Below are 22,322 nucleotides of genomic sequence, written 5' to 3'. Positions count from 1 at the left end.
GGGGTCCTTATCAGTCGTAATGCACCAGTTCGTAGGGCAATTTTGGTTCGCGGCCTGCGATCAGCGCGCTCAGGAAGGTCCAGAACACGTCGGCCGACGGCGGGCAGCCGGGCATAAAGTAATCGACTTTGACGATTTCGTGGATCGGATGCACTTTGTCCAGCAACAACGGCAACTCCGGATCGCTGGGGATTTGCGGATTGTCGATGCCGATACCGTCGCGGTAGGCCTCCAGCAAACATTCTTCGACCGAAACGAAGTTTCTTAAGGCGGGTAGCCCGCCGTTGATGGCGCAGGCGCCGACCGCGACCAGGGTTTTGCAGTTTTTGCGGAATTCGCGCAGCACATGCACGTTTTCCGAATTGCAAACGCCGCCTTCGATCAGGCCGATGTCGCACGGCCCGCAATGTTCGATGTCGGTCAGCGGCGAGCGGTCGAATTCGACCACCTCCGCCAACTCGGTAATCCGCTCGTCGATATCCAGAAACGACATATGGCAACCGAAGCAGCCGGCCAGCGAGGTGGTGGCGATTTTGATTTTAGCGCTCATGGCTGTCTTCCTTGCCCAGCGCCAGTTCGCTGATCGGCTGCCGGTCGTACCAGCGCTCGCCGATCGGTACTTGGTAGCCGGTGCGTTTGACCAGAATCGCCCCGGTCGGGCAAACCTGGGTCGCCTGGTCGTCAATGCTGATGTCGCTGTCTTTGAGCTGGCCGCTGGCCGAATTGACGATCAGCCGTTTGTTGATGCCGCGCCCGGCGATGGCGAACACGTTTTTGCCGTCGTGATCGCGGCTGGCCCGCACGCACAAGTTGCAGAAAATGCAGCGGTTATGGTCCAGCAAAATGTCCGGATGCGAGGCATCCACTTGCCGTTGCGGGTAGAAATGCGGGTAATGATTGTCCAGCATCCGCAGGTGGTAGGCCACGCCTTGCAGTTGGCAATTGCCGGATTTTTCGCAGGACGGGCAGAAATGGTTGCCTTCGACGAACAGCATCTGGGTCAGGCGCAGCCGGTCCTGTTGCAACTCAGGGGTGTCGCTGACCACGTTTTGGTCGGCTGCGGCCGGATAGGTGCAGGCCGAAGTTTTCCGGCCGTTGACGAACACCGTACACAGTTTGCAACTGCCGTGCGGCGCGTAGCCCGGCTTGTGGCACAGGTGAGGGATGTAGATGCCGGCGCAACGCGCGGCTTCGATCACGCTCTGGCCTGCCGCGAACGGAATGGTCTTGCCGTCTATGGTCAGGGTGCCGCTCATGTCAGTTCTCCACTTGATTCAAATGCGCCGCCGGGTCCTCGCGCTGAGCCAGGCGGCGGGCCGCCGCCAAGGTTGCATCCAGATCGAAAGCCGGCGCGAACTCTTGGTATTGCAGTTGTTGTAAATACAGCTCCGGATAGCTGAGCAACGTGGTCAATATCGGATTGGCGGCCGATTCGCCCAAGCCGCAGTGGCTATTGTTTTTAACGACCTCGCACAACGCGCTGAGTTCTGTCAGGTCTTCGGCGGCGCCGAGGCCGTCGGCAATTTTAGCCAACTGGTTTTTCAGCAACGAAGTGCCGACTCGGCACGGCGTACAGAAGCCGCAGCTCTCGTGAGCGAAAAAATCGGTAAAGTTTTGAGCGATGGCGAAAAGGTTGCGCGAACGGTTGAACACCATGAACGAACCAGCCGTGGACAGGTCTTCGAACGCCACCACCCGATCCAGTTCCCGGTTCGAGATAAAGGTGCCGGACGGGCCGCCGACTTGCACGCCCATCACGTCCTCGGCGCCGCACTCTTGCAGAATGCTGCGGACCGGCGTGCCGAACGGGTATTCGTAAATGCCCGGCCGCTGGCAGTCGCCGCTGATGCTGAGCAACTTGGTGCCGGTCGATTGCGGCGTACCGACCGCAGCGAACCACTGGCCGCCTTGAATGGCGATATGGGTGGCGGCGAAAAAGGTTTCCACATTGTCGACCACGGTGGGTTTGCGCTGGTAGCCGCAGACCACCGAATTGGGCGGCTTGGTGCGCGGGATGCCAGGCTTGCCTTCCAGCGACTCGATTTGCGCCGAAGCCTCGCCGCAGATGTAAGCGCCGGCGCCCATGCGGATTTCGATGTCGAAATCGAAACCCTCCCGGCCCAGGATTGCCTTGCCGAGCAAGCCTTGCTCGCGCCGGGCCTGCAGCACTGCCAGCAGTTTGTCGCGTAGGAACAGGTATTCCGCCCGCAGGTAAACCAGGCCGTGGTTGGAGCCGATGATCGCGGCGCAGACCGTCATGCCTTCGAAAATCTGATCGGCGTAAAGGTCGAGCAGCATGCGGTCTTTAAAGGTGCCCGGCTCGCCCTCGTCGGCATTGCAAATCACGTAGCGCGGCGTGGCCGCTTGCTGCGAGCAACTGCGCCACTTCAATGCGGTTTTAAATCCGGCGCCGCCGCGGCCGCGCAAATGGGAAGTATCCAATTCGGCCAGGGTTTCGGTGAGGCCGCGCGCGAAACTGGCTTGGATCGCCGCGCCGTTTGCGAAGGGTTGGTTTAGCAGTAGGTCCGGCCGGTAAATCGGTTCTTCGACGCGAAACATTTCGGCTGGCCACGCGTTTAGCGGGACTTGTTTTTCGATCAGCTCTGCCAGTGCATCGATTTTGGCCGGGCTCAGGCGCGGCAGCGGGTAGCCGTTTACCAAGCCGGCCGGCCCCTGGTCGCACATGCCGGTACAGGCCGTGCGGTTCAGACTGACCAGACCGTCGCTGCGCACGCCGCCGACCACGACCTGCAGTCGCGCGGATAGTGCGTCGAGTACTTGCTGGTTGCCAAGCATGCGATCGGTGATCGAATCGGCGATGTACAGTTCGTAGCGGCCTTGCGGCTCCAGATGCAGGAAGCTGTAAAACTCGGCCACCGCGATGATCTGCGTACGCGGAATTTGCAAGCCGGCGGCGATCGACTCGATGGCCGGCTCCGGAATGTGGCGGAATTCGGCTTGCACCGCGCGTAAAACTTCCAGCAATCGCGCCGGCTGAAATTCGGCCTGCGCTAGAACCTTGTCTACAAAAGTTTTCATTGTCAGTTTTTTACTTCCTGTTAACGGCCATCGCGTGCGAAACGGGTTTGCCAGATCAAGGCCGAGTCCGGCGTCGCGGCAAGCGGGTGCCAACCCAGGTTGGCCCGACGGACAATTTATCGAAATCGGCGCCATTAATAAACCAGCGAATTCGGCAATAGACTATATGTCGGTTTGGAACTGCTGCGGCCTTTGTCTTCCGTATTGCTGCGCGCCATGCCGACCTGTTCGGCGTTGACCGGGCCAGCCAATTCGGGCTAATAATGTCGGGGACGTTCCATAAACAGGTAGGTGTATATGAATCCGTGGTTGTTATTAGCCGTGGCGATCGGCAGCGAGGTGGTGGCGACTTCGGCGCTGAAAGCCAGCGACGGCTTTACCCGGTTTTGGCCGGCGCTGATCGTGGTGGCCGGCTACGCGGTGTCTTTTTTCTGCCTATCGCTGGCCTTGCGCTCTATCCCGATCGGTATCGTCTACGCGGTCTGGGCCGGCGTCGGCATCGTTTTGATTGCGTCGCTGGGTTGGCTGTTGTTCGGCCAGCGGTTGGATATTCCGGCGCTGGCCGGCATGTTTCTGATCGTGTCCGGCGTGGTCGTGATCCGGGTGTTTTCCAAGGCTGCCAGCCTGTAAACCCTCCATTGCTGGCCGAGCCGAGCCCGGTTTATTCGTCGTCCTGACAGCCGAAGTGGTATTGGTAATCGGCTATGGCTCGCTTGATCACTTCATGGGCTTCTTCGCGGTTGTAGACGTGGGTGATTTCGCAGACGTTCTTTTCGCTGGGCAAATGTTTGTAGGTCAGAAAATAATGTTTCAGCCGGTTGATGTAGGACTCCGGACAGTCCGACACGTCGCGCCATTGCCGGTAAAACTCGTCGCCTTTCATCACGGCGATGATCTTGTCGTCGGCCTCGCCGCCGTCCAGCAGCCGGAAGCCGCCGATCGGAATCGCCTGCAGCAAAATGTCGCCGTGGGTCACGCTACGTTCGCTCAATACGCAAATATCCAGCGGGTCGCCGTCGCCCTTGGTCACTTCGCGGCCGGAACGGCTGGCGGCAAATTCGGCAATCCGTTCCGCACAATAACTGCGCGGAATGAAGCCGTATAGCGTCGGAATCATGTTGGAAAACTTCTGCGGCCGGTCGATCTTCAGATAACCGCTTTCCTTGTCGATCTCATATTTGACCGTGTCCGACGGCACGATTTCGATGAAGGCTGTGACGATGTCCGGCGCATTGTCGCCGGGATGGATGCCGTGCCAGGGGTGTGCTTTGTGTTTAATGTTCATCAGGGTTTTGTGGCTAGGGGGAAACGGATCGCCGGGCAGATTCACCCGGATAGGGAGAATGCGCAGCCGGCGAATGTTGGTGCGGGTTGCCGATAAACCTGGCCCGGCCGGCTTATTCGGCGGCGACGGTGGCCGGTTTGCGCTTCAAATCTTTATTCAGCCGCTGCAGGCGTTTGACCATCTCCTTTTTCATTTGCTCGCGGCCGATCGAATGTTTCAGGCTGCTGCCGATCCCGGCCACCTGGTCGGTGGAACTGCGGATCGAATAAAACACCAGGGTACCGTCTTGGTAGGGCAGGCCGCCGGCGACGACCTGGCTGGAGTTATAGGAATGGCCGACGTAAAACTGGCGGGAGATGACAATACCGCCGGTTTCGCCAACGGCGATGACGCGATGGTTCAAAATCGGCGTCGGCCGGTCTTCGACCCGGCGGTTCAACCAGATGAATTGCTCGGATGCGTTGCCAGGCAACGCGGCCGGATAGTTCAGCCAGGCTTGTTGCAGTTCCGGAAAATAACGGGCCCAGGCCTTGCTGTTGACCGCATCGGTGCGCAATTCGGCGGCCGGATCGGCGCTGCCGCCATCGCGGGCGTATGGGGCGATGCCGTTCAGGCCGTTTTTCTTGTACGCCGACAAACGCTGTAGCAAGAATTCGCGGTACTTCTGGTTTGCCGTTTTCAACAGCGTCTTGTCGTCGGCGTCTTCCAGTTCTGCTTGCAGGCTTTTCAAGCTGGCCAATTCGGCGTTGGAAAGATTGAATTCGTCGCCGGCTTCGGCGGCCAGAAAGGCTTTGGCTTCGTCGAGTTGTTTGTCGGTGTAGGCGAATTTTTTAAAGCTGTCGCTGCTCGGGTTCGGGCCGAGCGTGGCGCTGGCTACGATGTCGCTTTCGATCGCATTCATATGGCCTTTTTTGATGTAATCGGCAATCTGCGCCAACGGCACCGGCAATAGCATCGCCACGCCTATCGCCAATTCTTTTTGGCTGGTTTCGCTGACGTCGTAACCGACGATTTCGCCGCGTTGCAACTGGACGATCTGTTCGGCGCCGATACCGAAACTCTGCAAGGCCTGTTGCGGGGACGGCGCATCCTGGGCCGCAGCCGGTGCGGCAGCCAGAAAACTGGCCAGTAGCATTACGGCAACGACTGGCGTTTTGATCGGAATAATCGGCATGTAAGCTCCTTTGCGGCCGGGCGCCGGGTTGCCGCCCGTTTCTGCGCTAAGTGTCGGCCATCGGCCGCAGTTTGACAACCGTCAATCGCGGCGTTGTTCGCCGCCGAACAATTTGGCGATGCTGGAATCGGCGCGGGCGGCGGGTGCTGTTTGCCCGGCCAACAGGTTGGTGCCGAACAGGTGCACGAATTCTGCGGCCGCTAACGGTTTGGAAAACAGGTAGCCCTGGCCGAAATCGCAACCGGCTGCGCGCAACAGCTCCATTTGTGTTTGGGTCTCGATGCCCTCGGCTACCACTTTCAGGCCCAGTTTGTGGGCCATCACGATGATCGCTTCGCACAGAATCAGGTCGCTGGTATCCGAATCCAGGTTGCGCACGAAACTTTGGTCGATTTTCAGATAATCGATGTCGAATTTTTTAAGGTAAGACAGCGACGAATAACCGGTGCCGAAGTCATCGATCGCCACCTGTACGCCGGCGTCGCGGTAAGCGTACAAATGGTCGCGGACCGCGTGGTCGGCATCCAGCAGCAGGCCCTCGGTGATTTCGATGACGATGGCCTGGCCGGCCAGCCCCAGCGATTGCATATAAGCCAGCCACTGGCTGTCGCCGCGGTTGTGGCGGGCGAATTGCACCGGCGATTTGTTGACGCTGATTTTGAAATCCGGCGCATGGCTCGCGCGCCAGCGGGCAATTTGTTGGGCGGCGACGCGGAACACCCAGTCGCCAATGTCGACGATCAGGCCGGTTTCTTCGGCCAACGGAATGAACTCGGCCGGACTGACCATGCCGCGCTTGGGATGGCGCCAGCGCAACAGCGCTTCGGCTTTGTGCATGAAACCGGTGGCCAGGTCCACGACCGGTTGGTAGTTCAGTTCGAATTCGCCGTTGACCAAGGCTTGGCGCAGATCGTTGGTCAGCCGCATCCGGTTTTGCGCGACTTGTTCCATTTCGGCAGTGAAGTAGCTGTAGCGGTTGCGCCCCTGCTGCTTGGCGTTGTACATGGCCTGGTCGGCGTTTTTCATCAATTGCTCGGGAGTTGCAGCGTCCTGCGGATACAGGGTGATGCCGATACTGACCGAGACGTACGCCAATTCCTCGCCGAGGCGGAACGGTTCGCTGAGGCGATGCAGAATCGCTCGCGCCACCCGGTCGGTATCGGATTCCGATTCCAGTTCGCCGAGGATGATGGTGAACTCGTCGCCGCCGAGGCGCGCCACCGTATCGACTTCGCGGACGCAGTCGAGCAGGCGTTTGGCGGCTTCCTTCAGCAGTACGTCGCCCATGTCGTGGCCCAAGGTGTCGTTGACTTCCTTGAACCGATCCAGGTCCAGCAGCATCACCGCCAGGCTGTTGCGGTCGCGCGCGGCTTTTTTGATTTCCTGGTTCAGCCGGTCCTGGAACATGCGGCGGTTGGCCAGATCGGTCAGCGGATCGAAATTGGCCTGGCGCCAGATGGCTTGTTCGACGTGTTTTTGCTCGGTGATTTCCGAGAACATCGCTACCCGCCGCTCCAGTTCGCCGCGTTCGTTATAGATGCTGTTGATCACCAGCCATTCGTGGTAAATCTCGCCGTTCTTGCGTTTGTTCCAGATTTCGCCTTGCCAGTGGCCGGTCTGCAGCAGCGAATGCCACATATGCTGGTAGAAATCCGGGCCGTGGCGGCCGGATTTCAAAATATCGGTGGATTTGCCGACCACTTCCTCTTCGGTGTAACCGGTTAGCTGGGTGAAGGCGTCGTTGATCGCGAGAATCCGGTTGTCGGCGTCGGCCACCATCACCGCTTCGCCGATGGCTTTGTGGATCATTGCCATCAACTGCATATCCCGTTCCAGCCGTTTGCGCTCGCTGATGTCGTGTATCGAAACTAAGACGGCGCGCTGGTTGTTGACCTCAAGCGGGTTCAGGCTGATTTCGACCGGAAACTGGCTGCCGTCCGCGCGCAGTGCCGATAATAAGCTGTTCGCGCTCATCGGCCGGGCTTTGACTTCGCGCATGAATTTTTCGCGCAACGCGGCATGGTTCAGGCTGGCCGGAAACGGCACCAAATCGTCGACGTTACGGCCCAGCAAACCATCGAGCGTGTAGCGGAAAACCGTCGCCGCCGGTTGGTTGGCAAGCAGGATGGAGCCGTCGCCCGCGACCAGCAGTGTCGGTTCCGGTGAGCCGACGACGATTTTTTCCAATTGCAGCCATTGCAATTGCTTGCGTTCGGAGATATCGGTCTGGGTGCCGATCATGCGCAACGCCTTGCCGTTGGCGTCGCGCTCGATGACCAAACCGCGGGTCAGGATCCAGCGCCAACCGTCGCCGAAGCGGACCCGGTGCTCGTTGCTGAAGCGTTCGCTCAAATTGTCCAGATGCGTTTGTAAATCGGCCATCAGTTTCGGACTGTCTTCCGGATGGATCGTGGTTTCCCATTCGCGGAAATTGTTGCGGCTGTCCTGCTCGCTGAAGTTCAGAATCTCCATGCAGCGCGGCGACAAAAACACTTTGCCGCTGGTCAGATCCCAATCCCAGACGCCGTCGCCGCCGCTTTCCAGCGCAAATTTCCAGCGGCGTTCGCTTTCCTTGATCAACTTCTCGGCGGCCTTGCGTTCGCTGATGTCGGTAGAAATGCCGCACACTGCGTAAAGGTCGCCTTCGGGATTGAGTAGCGGAAACTTGTGCGACAGATAAATGTGTTCGGTTCCGTCGCGATGCTGGATTGTTTCTTCGAATATCAAGGGCTGCCGGGTTTGCTGCACCATACGGTCGTTGTTGCGCAAAGTCTGGGCGATGTCGGCCGGGAACAGATCGTTGTCGCAACGGCCGCGGATATCGGCTTCGTTCATCCCGAAGATAGCGGCGAATTGGCGGTTGACCATTTGGTAAATGCCGTCCCGCCCCTTGGTGAAAATCACGGTCGGGGTGTTGTCCAATATGCTTTTGAAACGCGCTTCCGAGGCCGACAGCGATTGGCCGAACTGGATTTGGGACGATTCGTCCTTGACCAATTCCAGTACGCCGACAATGTTATTGTCCGCGTCGCGTAGCGGCGTCTGCACCGAACTGAGCCAGCGGCCGTCTGTGGACTGGAACGGTGCGTGGTGGACGGTTTCGCCTTGCAGTGCGCGGGTTATCCCGGCCGGAATCTCGGTGCGCGCCAGCCACGGGAATATTTCCAGCGGCATTCGGCCCAGGCAGTCGGCTTCCGTGATGCCGGTCATGGCTTGCATGAAACGGTTCCAGAGTTTGAAGCGGCCGTACTCGTCGTAGACGATTACGCCTTCCAGCAGCGACTCCAGAATCTGCCGGTTGAATTCGCCCAGCGATTTGGCGGCCCGCTCGGCGCGTTGGTGGTTTTCGATGGCTAAAGCCAACAGGATGCCCAGCACGGCGGTGATCAATAAGTACGACCATTCCAGGTACAGGCCACTATGCGGGTCGGTATCCGCGAAATAGCCGATGCCCAGTGCGACACTGAATGCCGCTTGCAGCGCCATTGCCGCAACCAACGGCAACACGCCGGGCAGGCCGAAATTCAACGCGCCGTAACCGATGAAGGCGAATAGGTAGAACGCTTTGCCGAAATCGCCGGGGTGCAGCGGCCAATGCAGAAAAATAATGTGGCCGGCCATAATGGCGGCGGCCAGATAAGCCGCGGCGTGGCCTAAGCGCCATGCGCTCCAACCCGTGGCGGGCCGGTAGTGCCGCAGTAGCAGGATCGGGCTGGCGATGGCGATGCCGAGCACGTCCGCCAACCACCAGTTCAGCCAATTGTCCGCCCACTGTGCGGGCGGAACCAGCCCGAAAATCCGTAGTGTGGTAGCGCCGCAGAAGGCCGAGATGACCGAGGCCAGACCGCCGCACAGCACTAACCGTAAATAATCCTGCGGCGTCTGCAACCAGGTCGCCGCAGGGTTTCGCAACAAAGCGTGGCCGGCTAGTGCCGATAGCGTCGCGCCGCCGGCGATGAAAAATGCCGCCGGTGCCGGGCAGCCGGCCCAAATATTGCCGGCCAGTGAGCCGGCGAAGACGGCGGGCCACCATTTTTTGCCGCCCAGCAATAAACCGCCCAAGGCAATGCCGCTGGCCGGCCAGATGACGGCAACCGCGCGGTGGAGCGTAAAAAAATCGAGTGCCAGTTTTGCCGTCAGCGCGTACGCCAGTGCCAGGCTGGTTGCCGCGGCCAGATTGCCGTTAAATGAGAGGGTTAGACGTTGCAAACAATTACCTTGGGTTAAAGCGAGAGGCCGAGGCCGGGATTGCCGAAGCCCGTCGTTTATCTCATAAACCGCAAGGTTTTGCCATCGGCCGCAGCGGTAAATCTGCAGGGCGTCCCGGAGGAAAATCGGCGGCCGCGGCGACCGGCAGGGCGCACGTTAGTCGGGCGGTGCCAGCTAGATGTATCGAAACGCTACGATTTGAGCGGTTTGCTGCGCGCTGGGTCCGGGCAGCGGCGGTGGCGGTTAAGTTAGAGGCCGAGGTTTTCCACTTCGACGCTGACGCTCAATTCGTGGTCCTGGCCACCGAAAATGACGCCTTTCAACGGCGTGACGTCGCTGTAATCGCGGCCCCAGGCGACGACGATATGCCGGTCGCCGGGCGTCTGGTTGTTGGTCGGGTCGAAGTCCATCCAGCCCAGGTCCGGCAAATACACCGAAAACCAGGCGTGGGAAGCGTCGGCACCGACCAGTTTGGCTTGGCCGGGCGGCGGTAACGTTTCGATGTAACCGCTGACGTAACGCGCCGCCAGCCCCTGCGAGCGGATGCAACCGATGGCCAGATGGGCAAAATCCTGGCAGACGCCGCGGCGGTGCTCCAACACCGTTGCCAGCGGCGTAGCCAAATTGGTGAATTCCGGATCGAAAGTGAAATCGCGGTGGATGCGCTGCATCAAGTCGTGTATCGCTTCCGGCAGGGATCTGCCGGGCACAAACGACGGTTGCGCATAGGCTGCCAGGTCGGGATCGGCATTGACCAGCGGCGAATCCAGCGTGTACTGGCGGGCGTCGACGGCCGAATCGCCGGTGGCGCTACGCAGTATCTCCCTGGCCGTTTCCCAGCCGATGCCGTGGCCCAGGTCCGTTTGCGCCGGTTGGCGGATGACCCGAACTTCGCTGACCGCGGTGACTTGAAAGGTCAAGTGCGGTTCGCGGATCGAAAACCAGGCCACCTGGTTGCCGAAAAAATCGGTGCGTACCCGGTAGTCGCACGGCGCCGGCGAAATCTGCAATTTGGTGTCGATGACCTGTTGGTTCGGACTCGGCCGCGGCAGCATCCGCACTTCGTTGTAGGACAGGCCTACCGTTTGCTGGTAGTTGTAAGCGGTGGTATGGGTGACCCGGTAGCGCATGGCAAGCCCTCAAGACAGCGATTGCGGCGCAGCGCCGTGGCGGAAATAGGTTGCCGTCAACGTTTCCGACAGGTTGGCCAACAGCCCGTATATCTTGCCGAGTTGGCTGTCCAGCGCTTCGCGGCTGCCGTCTTCGGCAACAGTCTGCAATTCTTCGATATTGGCGATGTGCAGGATGCAACTGGCTTCCAGCAACAGCCGCTCCTCGGCGCTGATGCGCCGGGTTCCCACCTCGCGCGGCAACTTGCCGACGTGCTCCTGCAGCCGGGCGATTTGGTAGGCCAGCGAACGCGGGTTGTTCGGGTCTAGCAACAGCAATTCCAGGAAAGGCGCCAGCTCCAGGTTGGCGCGGTAGTGTTGCCGGTAGCAGATCAGATTGTCGCTGCTGTCCAGCAAGGATTCGATCAATCGGGTTTCGGCGGCTTCGCTTTGCGCTTCCGCAAAGGCCGTGCGCAACAGCGATACTAGTTGCAGGCCGCGTTCCAGGCGGCGGCCGATATCCAGAAACAGCCAGCCGTCGCCGCGGGTCATGCTCTCCATTGCCAGCCCGCTGAACGCGGACAAGGTGGTGACCAGTTGGTCCATTTGTTCCTGCATCGACCAGAGCCCGGATTTGCGCAGGCGTTGCGCGGCGGCGATTTGCTCTTCGATTTCGTCGACCACCCGCCAGGTATCCGACGACCACAGGTCGCGCACGGCATAGGCCGACTGCGCCATGCGGTTGATGGTGTCGGGCAGGCTGCCGATGCGCTCGGCGTCGGTGGCCAGGGCCAGCAACTCGGCTTCCGGCGCCTTCAGCAAGTCTTCGGCGTCTTCGCCGAAGAAACCGGGGTAGGCGCCGGTGGTGCCGGTCACGCAGCGCAGCAGGGTATGCATGCTGCGTTGGTAATCGGGATTGTCGCGTTCCGGGTTGATGAATAATTTTTTGATCGTGGCCCGCATCAGGCGAATGCCGCCTTCGGCGCGTTCGGCGTTGCGGCCGACCCAGAAAATATTGTCGGCGGCGCGGCTGGGCAGCGCGCTGGCGTGGCCGCTGAGGCCGCTATCGCCGGCTTGCGGTAGCGAGCCGAGCTGCGGTTCGCTGGCGATGACCCAGGTATCCTTGCTGATGCTGCCCATTTGGTTGGTGATCAGCATTTCGCCGTAGCTGCGGGCGCTGCGGGTCAAGCCGCCCGGCATCAAGGTATAGCCGTCGGCTCTGGCCACCATGAAACAGCGCAATAACGACTGCCGCGGCTGGTAGCCGCCGTCGGCCAGGCTGGGTGCGGTGGAAAAGCTTTCGTATTCCTGGCCGACGTAAAAGGCCGGCCGGGCCTGAATCCGCTGGCGCCAGGCCGCGAGTTCGGCTTTGCTCAATTTATGGCCGAACACGGCGTGCTCGCCGGGTTTGCGGTAAATCGGCTTGATCACCAGCCGCGGCAGATTGGCCAACACGTAGCTCAATTCGCGGCTTTGCCCGCACCACCAGGTCGCAATCGAATTCAATTTCAACGGTTGGCCCAGGAAGTATTCGGCGATACCGGGCAGGAAGGCCATCAGGCCCGGGTTTTCCAACACGCCGCTGCCCAACGGGTTGGCGATGGCGACGTTGCCGCGCCGGACCACGTCCAATAATCCGGGCACGCCCAACCGGGAATCCTCGCGCAGTTCCAGCGGATCGCAGTAATTGTCGTCGACCCGGCGCAGGATCACGTCCACCCGCTGCAGGCCGGTCAAGGATTTCAGCCAGACGCAGCCGTCGCGTACGGTCAGGTCGTCGCCCTGCACCAGCGCATAGCCCAGGTAGGCGGCCAGATAGGCATGTTCGAAAAAGGTTTCGTTCAACGGCCCCGGCGTCAATACCACGACCCGCGGCAATTCGCTGCGCTTCGGCGCCACCGCGTTCAGGCCGGCGCGCAGCGATTGGAAGAAACGCGCCAGCCGGTGTACCTGGTTGTCGCGAAACAGGCTGGGCAGTACCCGCGACATCGCCAGCCGGTTTTCCAGCGCGTAGCCGGCGCCGGACGGAGCTTGGGTGCGGTCGCCCAGTACCCACATCTTCCGGTCCGGGCCGCGCGCCAGATCGGCGGCGTACAAAATCAGTTGGTGCTGGCCGGCCAGGCGTACCTGATCGCACACCCGCAAGAAGCCGCCGTGGTTGTAGACTAGCTCCAGCGGCAACAGATTTTTTTTGACCAGTTGCCGCGGGCCGTACAAGTCGGCCAGGATTAGATTCAGCAATTCGGCGCGTTGCAACAGGCCGGCTTCGATGTCGAACCATTCGTCGCTGGAGACCAGCAGCGGCACCGGGTCCAGCCGCCAGGGCCGGCTGGCGCCGTCCGGGTCGCCGTAGACGTTGTAGGTGACGCCATTCTCCCGCAACAGCCGCAGCGCTTCGCGGTGGCGCTGGGAAACTTCGTCGGGGCCGAGCTGGATCAGAGCTTGCATTAGATGCAGCCAATGCGCGCGAATCCGGCCGGTTTCGTCCAGCATTTCGTCGTAGCCGTCCGGCTCCAGGCGGTATTCGGATGCGAAAGATTCTGGCAGGCTGAAAGTGGTCATGTTTTGAGTTTGCCGGTTTAGCGCAAATTACGCAATCGATAGTAGCCTGCTCGGCGTGCTGGCCGGTACCGCCAAAATCGCCAGCAAGAGCCGTGCCGCGCGCCGGCTTCGGAACGGATTTCGCGGACGGGGTCAGGGCAGGAAGCCGCTGGCTGTGCGGGGCCGGAGCGGGGCAAGCCGGTTGCAGCGAGCGGGGCGGGAGTCGGCGGCAATGGCGGATGTTTGCACGGCTTTGGCGCGCGGCGCACCATAAGCGGCAGATGTCGGCGCGGTGGGGTATAGGCATCGCGGCCGGCGGCCGCAGCGGCGATGCGTGGGTTTGCCAAGGCTGCGCCAATCCGGACCGCTACGCTCAAGATCGGGACGGCCCGGCGGCAGCCGCCGGGTGCGGCTATTCCGGTTTCAGTAGCGGTAACCGAATTCGCAATTGCCGCCGAGGCGCTCGCTGAGCTGGGTACCGCCGACGGTATTTTCGTTCAAATCCATATTGCAGGCGACATCGACCTTGGATTTGCGGTTTTTGCCGGCGGCAATCAGGTTTTGCTCGCGGTTATCAGCCAATGTCGGGCCGCTTTGCGGCTGTTCGCCCAGCCAGCGGTCCGACGGCATGCTCAGAATCAATTCCGGGCGCGATTCCGCTGGCGGCGCCGATTTGGGGGCGGCGTGGGCGGCGAGAGGGCAGGCTGCGGCCAGAACGATGGCGGCCAACAGTCCGGCGGGGCGGGAAGCAGGTAGTGTGTTCATGACACTCTCCTCAAGCCCGGAGGGCCTGGATCACGAGTTCTACAGTGTAAAAGGCTTAAAAAACGGCCTGTAACGCACGGAAAAGTATAGGCAAATTTTTCGATTTGCGTAGGGGTTCTCGGAAATTTTTTTTCGGCCGTCAGCGCGGCGGACAAGCCGGGCTAACTGCAGGTTGGACCGGGTGCGGGGCGGGCAAATATTCGGTTGGGCGGAGCGGTAGCGGCGGGCGCCAGCCGGCGCCCGGATTGGACGGTCAGCAACTCACCGGCAGCGGCCGGGAATCGTCCTTGCTGAATTGCGGCAGCGTGGCGAATGCTTCCTTCAGTTTTTCGTGCCACATGCGCCGGAGTTGGATCAAATACTCGTTGTCTTCCTGGAAGCAGTAATACTCGTCCAAGGCCAGGCTGTCCTTGTGGTAAATCAGCAGTTCCACCGGCGCGCCGACGCTGGCGTTGCTGCGCATGGTCGAGTCCATCGAAATCAGGCAGCAGCGGCCGGCTTCGTGCAGCGAGGTATCGATTTTCAGAAACCGGTCCAGCACCGGTTTGCCGTATTTGTTTTCGCCGATCTGCAAATAAGGGGTTTGGCGGGAGGTGGTGATGCAATTGCCTTCCGGATAGACCAGATAGGCGCCGTGCGGCTCCTGGCCGATCTGTCCGGCCAAGATAAAAGTGGCCGACGGGTTAAAGCTGCTTTGGCCGGAATCCGCGTGGCGGCGCTGTTTTTCGACGCTGATGTGGCCGAGGTAGTCGGCCGCTTCGGACAAATAGGTAACGCTGTCCAGATTGACTTCGGCCTGCTCTTTAATGTCTCGCTTCAATTGGTCGATCACCGCCTGCGTGGTGGCCAGATTGCCGGCGCTGAGCAAGATGATCTTGCGGTCGCTGGCCGTGGTGAACGCATGCATCTTGCCGTAGGTGCTGACGTTGTCGATGCCGGCGTTGGTTCTGGAATCCGAGGTTAATACCAAGCCGTCCTTCAGAGAGACGGCGATACAGTAAGTCATGAGCGCAGAGTCTGAAACATTAGGTTAACCGCAGTGTACTAGAGATAAACCGCAAAGGCCAACGCCGGCCGCGGCCGATTGAGGCCGAGAGCCAGGCGGCGGCCCTAACGGAACATTTATTGTTTCCAATGCCCTAATGTTCGCGAGCATGCTTCTCGTCCCAAAAAGTAGCGCTCGGGGAACCGGCCGCGAATCCGGCCGGTTTATGGTTATAGTCGATTGCGGAGGGTCGCAATATGTCGCAACAACCCAACTCACAAACCTTGATTCGCCAAAGCCTGGCTTTGGTTAAAACCTCGTTCAACCACGTCCTGATCGGGATTTTGGCGGTTTTGCCGGTTTACATCGTGGTGCAGATCTTCGTCTGGCTGGTCGATTTTGTGCTCCAGACCGTCTTCGATATCAGGGGATGGATCGGGCATTACTGGCTGGCCGCGGTCGTTTTCGCCGCGGTCTACGCCCTGCTGGCGTACATCGGCAATGAGATTGCCAAGCATCGGCAGTCGTTGGTCATCTCCATATTCGATATGCTGATCGAACGGGTACCGTTCCTGCGCGGAGTTTACCGGGTCAGCAAGAAGGTGATCGAAATGTTTCGCGGCCAGGGCGATAACCGGATCCGCGAGGTGGTTTACGTGGAATATCCTAAGGACGGCGTCTGGGTGCCGGCCTACGTTACCAACCGCGAAGGCAATCGATATGTGCTGTATATCCCGACTTCGCCGAATCCGACCAACGGCTTTACCGTCATCGTCGACGAATCGAAGGTCGTGAAATCGGAACTGAATTTGGAGGACGTCACCAGTTTCGTCGTCAGCATCGGCTCCGATTTTCCCAAGTCGCACGAATCCTTGAGCTTGCCGCGTTAGGCGCCGCGCTTGAAAATCCGATCCGCGGATTGCAGAGCCATGCTGCGGCGTAGCGCCCGCCTGGCGGCGGCCCTACTGCTTTGTGCTGGATGCTCCGGGCCGGTAAACCCAACGCCCGCAGTTGGCGACGCCACACTGCCGGTTTATCTGGTCGGCCACGGCTGGCATGCCGGTATTGCATTGCCGCGAACCGGCTTGCTGCTGGAAAGCGCCGATTTTCCCGGCGCGGATTATCTGGAATTGGGCTGGGGCGACCGGGATTATTACCAAGCGAGCGACCCCGGCGTTTGGCTGTTATTGCAAGCCGCATGCTGTTCCGCTGCCGGCGTGTTGCATGTCGAGGGCATTCACGGCAGCGTCGGCGAGCGCTTTGCCGGGGTCGAGATGGTTCGGTTGCAGGTTCCGCGCGATCGCTTCTTAAAACTGGTCGCCTTCATCCATGGCAGTTTCCGACGCGAAGCAGGGATGGCCAAAGCCCTGGCGCTGCGGCGCGGCTTGGCGGCTGACAGTCTATTTTATGCCGCCGGCGGCGGATTCCACCTGTTCAACAACTGTAATACCTGGGTAGCCTCTGCCCTGGAGTCCGCGGGGTACGCCATGGGCTGGCCGCCGCCGTTCACGACCGGCCAGTTGCTGGCACGGGCGCGGCGGCTGGAGTCGGCCGCGCCGCGCCGGTAATAGCCGCCGCAGCTTGCCCGTTCTGGAGCCGCAAGCCGGCCGTCACAACACGATGTCGTCGTCGGCCGCGATCTGTAAACTCTGTTTGGTTTCCTGCACCGTGTTCTCGCGGGTTTTGTCCAGATAGGCTTTGGTCTTGTCGATTTCGGTGCTCAGCGCCGCTACGGTTTGTTTCATGTTGGCGAGGGCGTCCAGTTTGTAATTGGCCACCATGTCCATCGTGTCGTAGATGTTTTTGAACGCCGTGGCCAGTTGGTCCAGGCTGACGGCGGCGGTGCCGGCTTGCTGGTGGATTTGCCCGGCCTGTTGCTTCAATAGCACGGAGGTGGCTTCGATCAGATTGCCGGTGGTGGAGCGCAAGGCGCCGATCTGATCCAACACCAGTTTTTGGTTGGCCAGCGCCTGCGCCACGATCACGGCGGTGCGCAAGGCGGCGACGGTGGTCGTGGTGGCCCGGTCCACGCCCTTGATCAGTTCCAGATTGTTCTTGCGGATCAAGTCCATCGCCAGATAGCCCTGGATGGTCACGGCGAGCTGGGTCATCAGGTCCTGCACCTTCTGCCGTAAGTAAAACAACATTTCTTCGCGAATGATGCGGGCTTTTTCCGGATCGGCCGGTTCGATTTCGGCCAGCTTAGCCTCCAACGCCGCGTCGATGCCGCGGCCGACGTGGATGTACTGCTCCAGCTTTTCCATGGTATGCCAGGCGTTGACTTTTTCTTCTTCGATGGCCGCGTTGTCCTTGCGCAGCTCGTCCTGGCCGCCGTAAAGGGCGACGATGATGGCGTCGATATGCTGTTGCGCCGATTGGTATTGCTGGAAATAATCGTGCAGCCGGTTGCCCCACGGAATCAATCCCAGCAATTTGCGCGGTTGCAGCAAGTCGCCCTGGCGGGTGGGATCGAGCGCTTCCACTTGATTGCGTAGATCGACCAGCGAACGGGAAATTTTGGAGCCGTCGTTGAACACGCCGGCATCCAGCGCTTGGGTCGGACGTGCCAGTAGCCGGTTGGAAATGGCGGCAGCCTCCCTGATTTCGCTGGCGCCCAGATTATGAACGCTTTCCACTTTGGCTTTGAAGGCCGGGCTTTGGCTGGATTCGGCCAATACCGTATCGATGAATTCGGCGACGCGCACATCCAGCTTGGCGACGGTCTCGGCCGGCAGTTTAACCATGGCAACCGCTTGCTCCTTAGCGATAGGCGGCACCGGGGTCGGTGCGGCCAGGGTTTCCGGCGGGGTCAATTCGGGGATGTCGCTCATCGTAATCTCCAGGGTTCTGTCGTTATCCGCGCGCCGGTTCGGAACGGCAATCGAAACTTGCAGCGTCGCCTAGGGTCGGCGAGCGGCCTCGGGAGCTATGATAACCCATTAGCTTCGGGCCTTTCGGCGCCGCCTTACCTCCGGCCGTGGTTCCTGCGGCAAATTGCAGTCTCGGCGCGTTTCTGCCATGCTCAGCGGAACATCGTTTGTTTCGAGGGCTACATGCGCTTTTTCCCGGAATCTTCCGCAACCCGCAAACTCGAGCGGGACCTCGACCGGCGCCGGCTGGGCGGCGTCTGCAGCGGTTTGGCGCGTTATACCGGCATCGGCGTCAGCGCCGTTCGCTTCATTTTCCTCGGCTCCGTCTTCTTCAGTTTTAGCCTGACGTTCTGGCTTTACCTGGTACTGTGGATAGTGCTGCCGGGGCGGCGCTCTTCGGTTTCGGAACTCTCCTGGCGCCTGCGGCGCAAGGCCCGGCACCTGGAAAAATTGATCGATAACGCCCAGGCGCGGTTGAGCCAGCCTGCGGCCCGGTCCGCGCTGGAGCAGATCCATCAACTCGTGCTGAGCTTGCTGCCGGATTTCGATGGCCTGTCCCGTCGCGATGGTAACGAACTGGCCGCGGCCAAACGCGCCGTATTGGAACAGTTGCCGACCCTCCTCGAACACTATCTACGGCTGTCGCCGGCCTATGCGGAGGAGGCGGGCGGTGCCACAGCCGAGGAACGGTTGGCGCAGGAATTGAACCGGCTGGAAAACCTGTTGCGCGGCGTGGCCGAACAACGCTTTTACCAGCGGATCGAGGCAGCCGCGGCAAATTCGGGCACGCCCGAGGCTACAGCACAGCACGCAGTGCCGTTGCCGGTCCGCCAGCAACTGGAGTCGCTGCAGCGCCGCGTGGCCGGCAGGGTCGACGCCGCCGTGGCCAGCAAAATCTCCGGCATCGTCGAGGCCTTGCTGACCCTATTGTCCCGCCTGCCGCAGGACGCCGACCCCAGCGATCCCAATCTTTACAATCTGCGGCAAATCGCCCACGACTACCTGCCGGGCGCCATCGAACGCTACCTGGCGCTGCCGCCCGCATTGGCCCGCACCGAACCGGTGAGCCAGGGCAAAACCGCGCATGCCTTATTGGCGGAACAATTGGACGTGCTCGACCGGACCCTGCGCGACATGCTGGCCAGCCTGTATCGGCACGACGCCCAAGGCTTGCTGGTACACGGCCGCTTCCTGCGCGACAAATTTGTGGAACATGCCGACGATTGGTTGAAATGAGCGGGTGGCGACTAGGCTCGCCAGCCGCCTATAGTTTCAAGCCAAACCAACCGGAAAACGCACGCGCAATAAATTTTTCAGTTGCGACCGCGACACTTCTCAGTCAAATCCCGGTAATCAACAAATCCACCGCCGCCAAAATTTCGCCTCGTAACGTTTCCAGCTCAGTCACTTTGGCGCCGAGATTATTGACCGGAATGGCGGCCATTTCCTGCACCACCAAAAAGTATTGCTGTTGTTCGAATTCAAAAACCGGATTCAACCGGGTAATGGGCTTTTGCTCGGCCAGTTTGATGGCAGGAATCACCAGCCGGGTTTTCAGCGTGTCGAGCAAGTCGCTCTGGATATCGAGCAGATATGGGTAACGGCTTTGGGTTTGCCGGTTGGCATTGCGATACAGGGAGCACTGCGCCATCAAAAATTCCGCAAGCTGTCGCTGAAACAACCTTCCGCTTCGATGCGCTGATTGTAGTCTTCGATGGATTGGCCATTTTCTTGCAGCCATTGCTGCCGTTGCTTTTCGCGTATGGCTTCGGCCAAGGCGCGCTCCAGCGTGGCGGATAAATTGATATGCAAAGCCTTGGCTTGGTTTAACAGCTCGCTGTTGATACTGAGATTGGCGGCTTTTTTGGTGGCAATTTTGTTGGCGGCGGTTTGCATGACGATACCTCACGTATTTTTTATGCGCACAGTCTATGCGCAAACGAATGGCTTTGGCTATTCAATTTCCGAGACAGTCCCTGTAGATGCGGTGAGGAACGAACCGCATCAATCGAGAAAGGAGCTAAATAACAACGATGACAGACTACCGCCGCTTTCAATATCCCGGAGCCACGTGGTTTTTTACGGTCAATCTGGCTGAGCGTCATGGCAATCGATTGTTGACGGACAGGATCGATCCACTACGAACCGCCTTCGCCCAGGTTAAAAGCCGCCACGCTTTTGAAATTGACGCGATAGTTGTGCTGCCAGAGCATTACATTGCATTTTGACCTTGCCGGTTGGCGATTCCGATTTTTCTACCCGCTGGGGATTAATCAAAGCCAATTTTTCCCGGCGAGTCGCCAAAGGCGAGAGAATATCGAAAAGTCGAGAAAAACGAGGCGAACGGGGTGTGTACCCGAGGGCATAAATGGCAGAGACGATTCTGGGAGCATCTGATTCGCGATGAAACCGACTACCGGCAGCATATCGATTATATTCATTGGAACCCAGTCAAACATGGCTGGGTTTAGTTAGTCAAAGATTGGGCTTATTCCAGCTTTCATCGTTATGTGAAATTAGGTTTGTATGCCGAGAATTGGGGGCATGAAATCGAGTTATCGAAGATAGCGGCGAGAGAGTGCGCGATCGATGCGGTTCACGTTGTTCACCGCATCCTACGTGCTGGGAATGATCGTTGGGTTTCAGGTTGTTCAACCCAGCCTTTCATCGTTATGTGAAATTGGGCTTCTATGCCGAGAATTGAGGTCATGAAATCGACTTATCGAAGATAGCGGGGAGAGAGTGACGCGATCCATGCTATACGGAAAAAATTATATGTCTAACAAAGAGTTGATTGAGTTGAGGTAAACATATTAATAATATCAAATGAACAATTACTTTTTTGAAATCCCTGTATATCGAATTTCTGAAGTCAAATATAACGAGCAGATGGATGATTTTATCCGAAAAAGCGTGCCGACCTACGAAGGTCACGAGAAATTGCTTCAATATAATTTGAAAAATCCAGGAAATATTCATCCAGAGTTATCATTAGTCGGAGTGTGTTGTCGAGAATTTGGTGGCCCGTGGTTGTACAACGAAATAGTTGGTTATTTGCGTTTATATCTATATCACAGTCAAATCCGTGTTGAATATTGGCAGCATGATGTTAAGAGAATAAAGAAGTCAAGGAAAAAGTTGTACTGTAGAAAGAACCCGAAAATTATTGAAGAAATAAATATCAAAGATCGAGGCTCTAAATCAGAGCTTAAAGAAGCAATAGAGGCTGCTGTAAATTTATGTGAGTGTAAATTTAAAGGTCGGTATCTAGATCTAAATTATTTCAATATGATGAAGGATCATGTTGATTGGGCAGGATTGATAGCAAATTTATCACAATAAGTTACTCTCGGGCGTTTTTATCAAATTAAGTATTTGCTGTCGCTGTCATCTTAATAATCAAAGGTATTCAAGGAGTATCAATGCAAAAGACGATAAAGATATTATTGGCCTTATCCCTATTTTTCGCTATTGCAGGATGCTCAACAATAAAAACTCAGTCTGAACGTATCCGTATTGGTATTAAAGCTAAAGATGTAATTGAAAAAGCGGAAGCTTGCAGGTCTCCTATCCAGAAAAATCCTAAATTCAGCCGGATTTACGATAAGTTAGCCGTCGCATTTGGTCAAATGCCAAGCGACACCCAATTGCATGATCAAGAAGCAATGTCTGAATCAGACATTCAATTAGGTATTGATTGGTATGGCGAATATCAATATTGCATGGCCAAGCAAATTCAAGATGCTGGAAATGTAGACCCCAGCTATGCAATCGCGTTGTCTCACGCGCTCAAAAAACAAATTTCGTTAGTAAATGAAGTTGTTTCGACTCGTCCTACATACGGACATGTTAATAACAAAATATTGCAAATGCGAAACGACCTAAAAATTGAGGTCAAACAATGGGCTGATGACTTAGAACGGCGTCTTGCACAAAAGGAGGAAAACGACTCGGATAGTGCTTTTATTTCTGAAGTTGGCAGGGTTAGCAAAAAGTTAGCTCAATCATTTTTTGAAACGGTTGGTGAGATAGCAAAAGCCGAACTTGAGTTAGCTCAAGCGATCGTTGTCTATCAGGTTGGTGAAAAACCATGTTCTGGTCACTAATTCAGATGGATCGGGCCTTTATTTAGTATAAAGATCAGCCTGTCGACACTAAATATAGACTCTATTGGTTGTAAAAAAGAGTTTTTCACCAACCTGCTATTCCGCAAATCAACCTACATATATTGTTACCAATCCTATAAGAACTACTAATTGCTCTGTTCTTGGTAATTTTGTTACATGTACAAGTTATTAATCCATATAAGGGCCGTAGGTCCGATTAGCGATAGCGTAATCGGACG

General features: G+C 58.1%; 19 protein-coding genes and 1 pseudogene. 7 read left to right on the top strand and 13 right to left on the bottom strand.

Annotated elements, in window-relative coordinates; all coding sequences use genetic code 11:
- Positions 1 to 10: 10 nt before the first annotated feature.
- From VXJ35_RS17400 to VXJ35_RS17390, 3 genes are read right to left on the bottom strand one after another with little or no spacing between them, the layout of a single operon-like run.
- Positions 11 to 550, bottom strand: coding sequence for an NADP oxidoreductase (locus tag VXJ35_RS17400; protein WP_064022531.1), 540 nt, complete (start codon positions 548 to 550; stop codon positions 11 to 13).
- Positions 540 to 1,256: a 2Fe-2S iron-sulfur cluster-binding protein gene (locus tag VXJ35_RS17395; RefSeq protein WP_054763390.1), complete on the bottom strand. Its 717-nt coding sequence runs from the start codon at positions 1,254 to 1,256 to the stop codon at positions 540 to 542. Before VXJ35_RS17395 ends, VXJ35_RS17400 begins: the two co-directional genes overlap by 11 nt.
- A gap of 1 nt (position 1,257) precedes the next feature.
- A complete protein-coding gene (locus tag VXJ35_RS17390) occupies positions 1,258 to 3,039 on the bottom strand; it encodes an NAD(P)H-dependent oxidoreductase subunit E (RefSeq protein ID WP_064022530.1) in 1,782 nt (593 codons plus the stop codon).
- A 297-nt stretch (positions 3,040 to 3,336) separates the two neighbouring features.
- Here VXJ35_RS17390 and VXJ35_RS17385 point away from each other — a divergent pair, with 297 nt between their 5' ends.
- A complete protein-coding gene (locus VXJ35_RS17385) occupies positions 3,337 to 3,669 on the top strand; it encodes a multidrug efflux SMR transporter (RefSeq protein ID WP_064022529.1) in 333 nt (110 codons plus the stop codon).
- Between the two features lie 31 nt (positions 3,670 to 3,700).
- On the opposite strand, the gene VXJ35_RS17380 is transcribed toward VXJ35_RS17385, so the two are convergent.
- The 7 genes from VXJ35_RS17380 to VXJ35_RS17350 all read right to left on the bottom strand — a co-directional run bounded on the left by VXJ35_RS17380 (position 3,701) and on the right by VXJ35_RS17350 (position 15,128).
- On the bottom strand, positions 3,701 to 4,324 hold the full coding sequence (locus tag VXJ35_RS17380; RefSeq protein WP_054763226.1) for an inorganic pyrophosphatase: 624 nt from the start codon (positions 4,322 to 4,324) through the stop codon (positions 3,701 to 3,703).
- A gap of 112 nt (positions 4,325 to 4,436) precedes the next feature.
- Positions 4,437 to 5,498 (bottom strand): hypothetical protein, encoded by a 1,062-nt coding sequence (locus VXJ35_RS17375; protein ID WP_064022528.1) that lies wholly within the window; start codon positions 5,496 to 5,498, stop codon positions 4,437 to 4,439.
- Positions 5,499 to 5,579: 81 nt separating this feature from the next.
- Entirely contained in the window at positions 5,580 to 9,707 is a 4,128-nt protein-coding gene (locus tag VXJ35_RS17370) for an EAL domain-containing protein (protein WP_064022527.1), read from the bottom strand.
- A 248-nt stretch (positions 9,708 to 9,955) separates the two neighbouring features.
- On the bottom strand, positions 9,956 to 10,837 hold the full coding sequence (locus tag VXJ35_RS17365; RefSeq protein ID WP_064022526.1) for a transglutaminase family protein: 882 nt from the start codon (positions 10,835 to 10,837) through the stop codon (positions 9,956 to 9,958).
- Between the two features lie 9 nt (positions 10,838 to 10,846).
- Complete coding sequence (locus VXJ35_RS17360) at positions 10,847 to 13,378, bottom strand: circularly permuted type 2 ATP-grasp protein (protein ID WP_064022525.1); 2,532 nt, start codon at positions 13,376 to 13,378, stop codon at positions 10,847 to 10,849.
- 402 nt (positions 13,379 to 13,780) lie between these two features.
- Positions 13,781 to 14,122: a hypothetical protein gene (locus VXJ35_RS17355; RefSeq protein WP_157198215.1), complete on the bottom strand. Its 342-nt coding sequence runs from the start codon at positions 14,120 to 14,122 to the stop codon at positions 13,781 to 13,783.
- Between the two features lie 253 nt (positions 14,123 to 14,375).
- Positions 14,376 to 15,128 (bottom strand): hypothetical protein, encoded by a 753-nt coding sequence (locus tag VXJ35_RS17350; RefSeq protein WP_064022523.1) that lies wholly within the window; start codon positions 15,126 to 15,128, stop codon positions 14,376 to 14,378.
- Positions 15,129 to 15,364: 236 nt separating this feature from the next.
- Here VXJ35_RS17350 and VXJ35_RS17345 point away from each other — a divergent pair, with 236 nt between their 5' ends.
- A complete protein-coding gene (locus VXJ35_RS17345) occupies positions 15,365 to 15,997 on the top strand; it encodes a DUF502 domain-containing protein (RefSeq protein ID WP_054763762.1) in 633 nt (210 codons plus the stop codon).
- Between the two features lie 9 nt (positions 15,998 to 16,006).
- Positions 16,007 to 16,675, top strand: a complete 669-nt coding sequence (locus VXJ35_RS17340) for a DUF2459 domain-containing protein (protein ID WP_157198214.1) — start codon at positions 16,007 to 16,009, stop codon at positions 16,673 to 16,675.
- Positions 16,676 to 16,717: 42 nt separating this feature from the next.
- Here VXJ35_RS17340 and VXJ35_RS17335 read toward each other — a convergent pair whose 3' ends face one another.
- Complete coding sequence (locus tag VXJ35_RS17335; RefSeq protein WP_082880977.1) at positions 16,718 to 17,938, bottom strand: toxic anion resistance protein; 1,221 nt, start codon at positions 17,936 to 17,938, stop codon at positions 16,718 to 16,720.
- Between the two features lie 222 nt (positions 17,939 to 18,160).
- On the opposite strand from VXJ35_RS17335, the gene VXJ35_RS17330 reads away from it, so the two are divergent.
- The gene (locus VXJ35_RS17330; protein ID WP_064022521.1) at positions 18,161 to 19,213 is read left to right on the top strand and encodes a PspC domain-containing protein; all 1,053 of its coding nucleotides are present in this window, start codon (positions 18,161 to 18,163) and stop codon (positions 19,211 to 19,213) included.
- Between the two features lie 103 nt (positions 19,214 to 19,316).
- Here the strand turns inward: VXJ35_RS17330 and VXJ35_RS17325 are convergent, their stop codons facing one another.
- Together VXJ35_RS17325 and VXJ35_RS17320 are read right to left on the bottom strand one after the other, a co-directional pair.
- On the bottom strand, positions 19,317 to 19,628 hold the full coding sequence (locus VXJ35_RS17325) for a CcdB family protein (RefSeq protein ID WP_054763416.1): 312 nt from the start codon (positions 19,626 to 19,628) through the stop codon (positions 19,317 to 19,319).
- Positions 19,628 to 19,873: a type II toxin-antitoxin system CcdA family antitoxin gene (locus VXJ35_RS17320; protein ID WP_054763415.1), complete on the bottom strand. Its 246-nt coding sequence runs from the start codon at positions 19,871 to 19,873 to the stop codon at positions 19,628 to 19,630. Before VXJ35_RS17320 ends, VXJ35_RS17325 begins: the two co-directional genes overlap by 1 nt.
- A gap of 137 nt (positions 19,874 to 20,010) precedes the next feature.
- On the opposite strand from VXJ35_RS17320, the pseudogene VXJ35_RS17315 reads away from it, so the two are divergent.
- The 3 genes and pseudogenes from VXJ35_RS17315 to VXJ35_RS17305 form a co-directional block, all read left to right on the top strand.
- A pseudogene (locus VXJ35_RS17315) lies at positions 20,011 to 20,520 on the top strand (REP-associated tyrosine transposase); the annotation flags it as partial.
- A gap of 346 nt (positions 20,521 to 20,866) precedes the next feature.
- On the top strand, positions 20,867 to 21,319 hold the full coding sequence (locus VXJ35_RS17310) for a hypothetical protein (protein WP_157198213.1): 453 nt from the start codon (positions 20,867 to 20,869) through the stop codon (positions 21,317 to 21,319).
- A gap of 80 nt (positions 21,320 to 21,399) precedes the next feature.
- Positions 21,400 to 22,083 (top strand): hypothetical protein, encoded by a 684-nt coding sequence (locus VXJ35_RS17305; RefSeq protein WP_064022518.1) that lies wholly within the window; start codon positions 21,400 to 21,402, stop codon positions 22,081 to 22,083.
- Positions 22,084 to 22,322 lie beyond the last annotated feature (239 nt).

The organism is Methylomonas sp. DH-1 (assembly GCF_046097555.1).
Lineage (GTDB): Bacteria > Pseudomonadota > Gammaproteobacteria > Methylococcales > Methylomonadaceae > Methylomonas > Methylomonas koyamae.
This window is presented reverse-complemented; position numbering and strand designations above follow the sequence as displayed.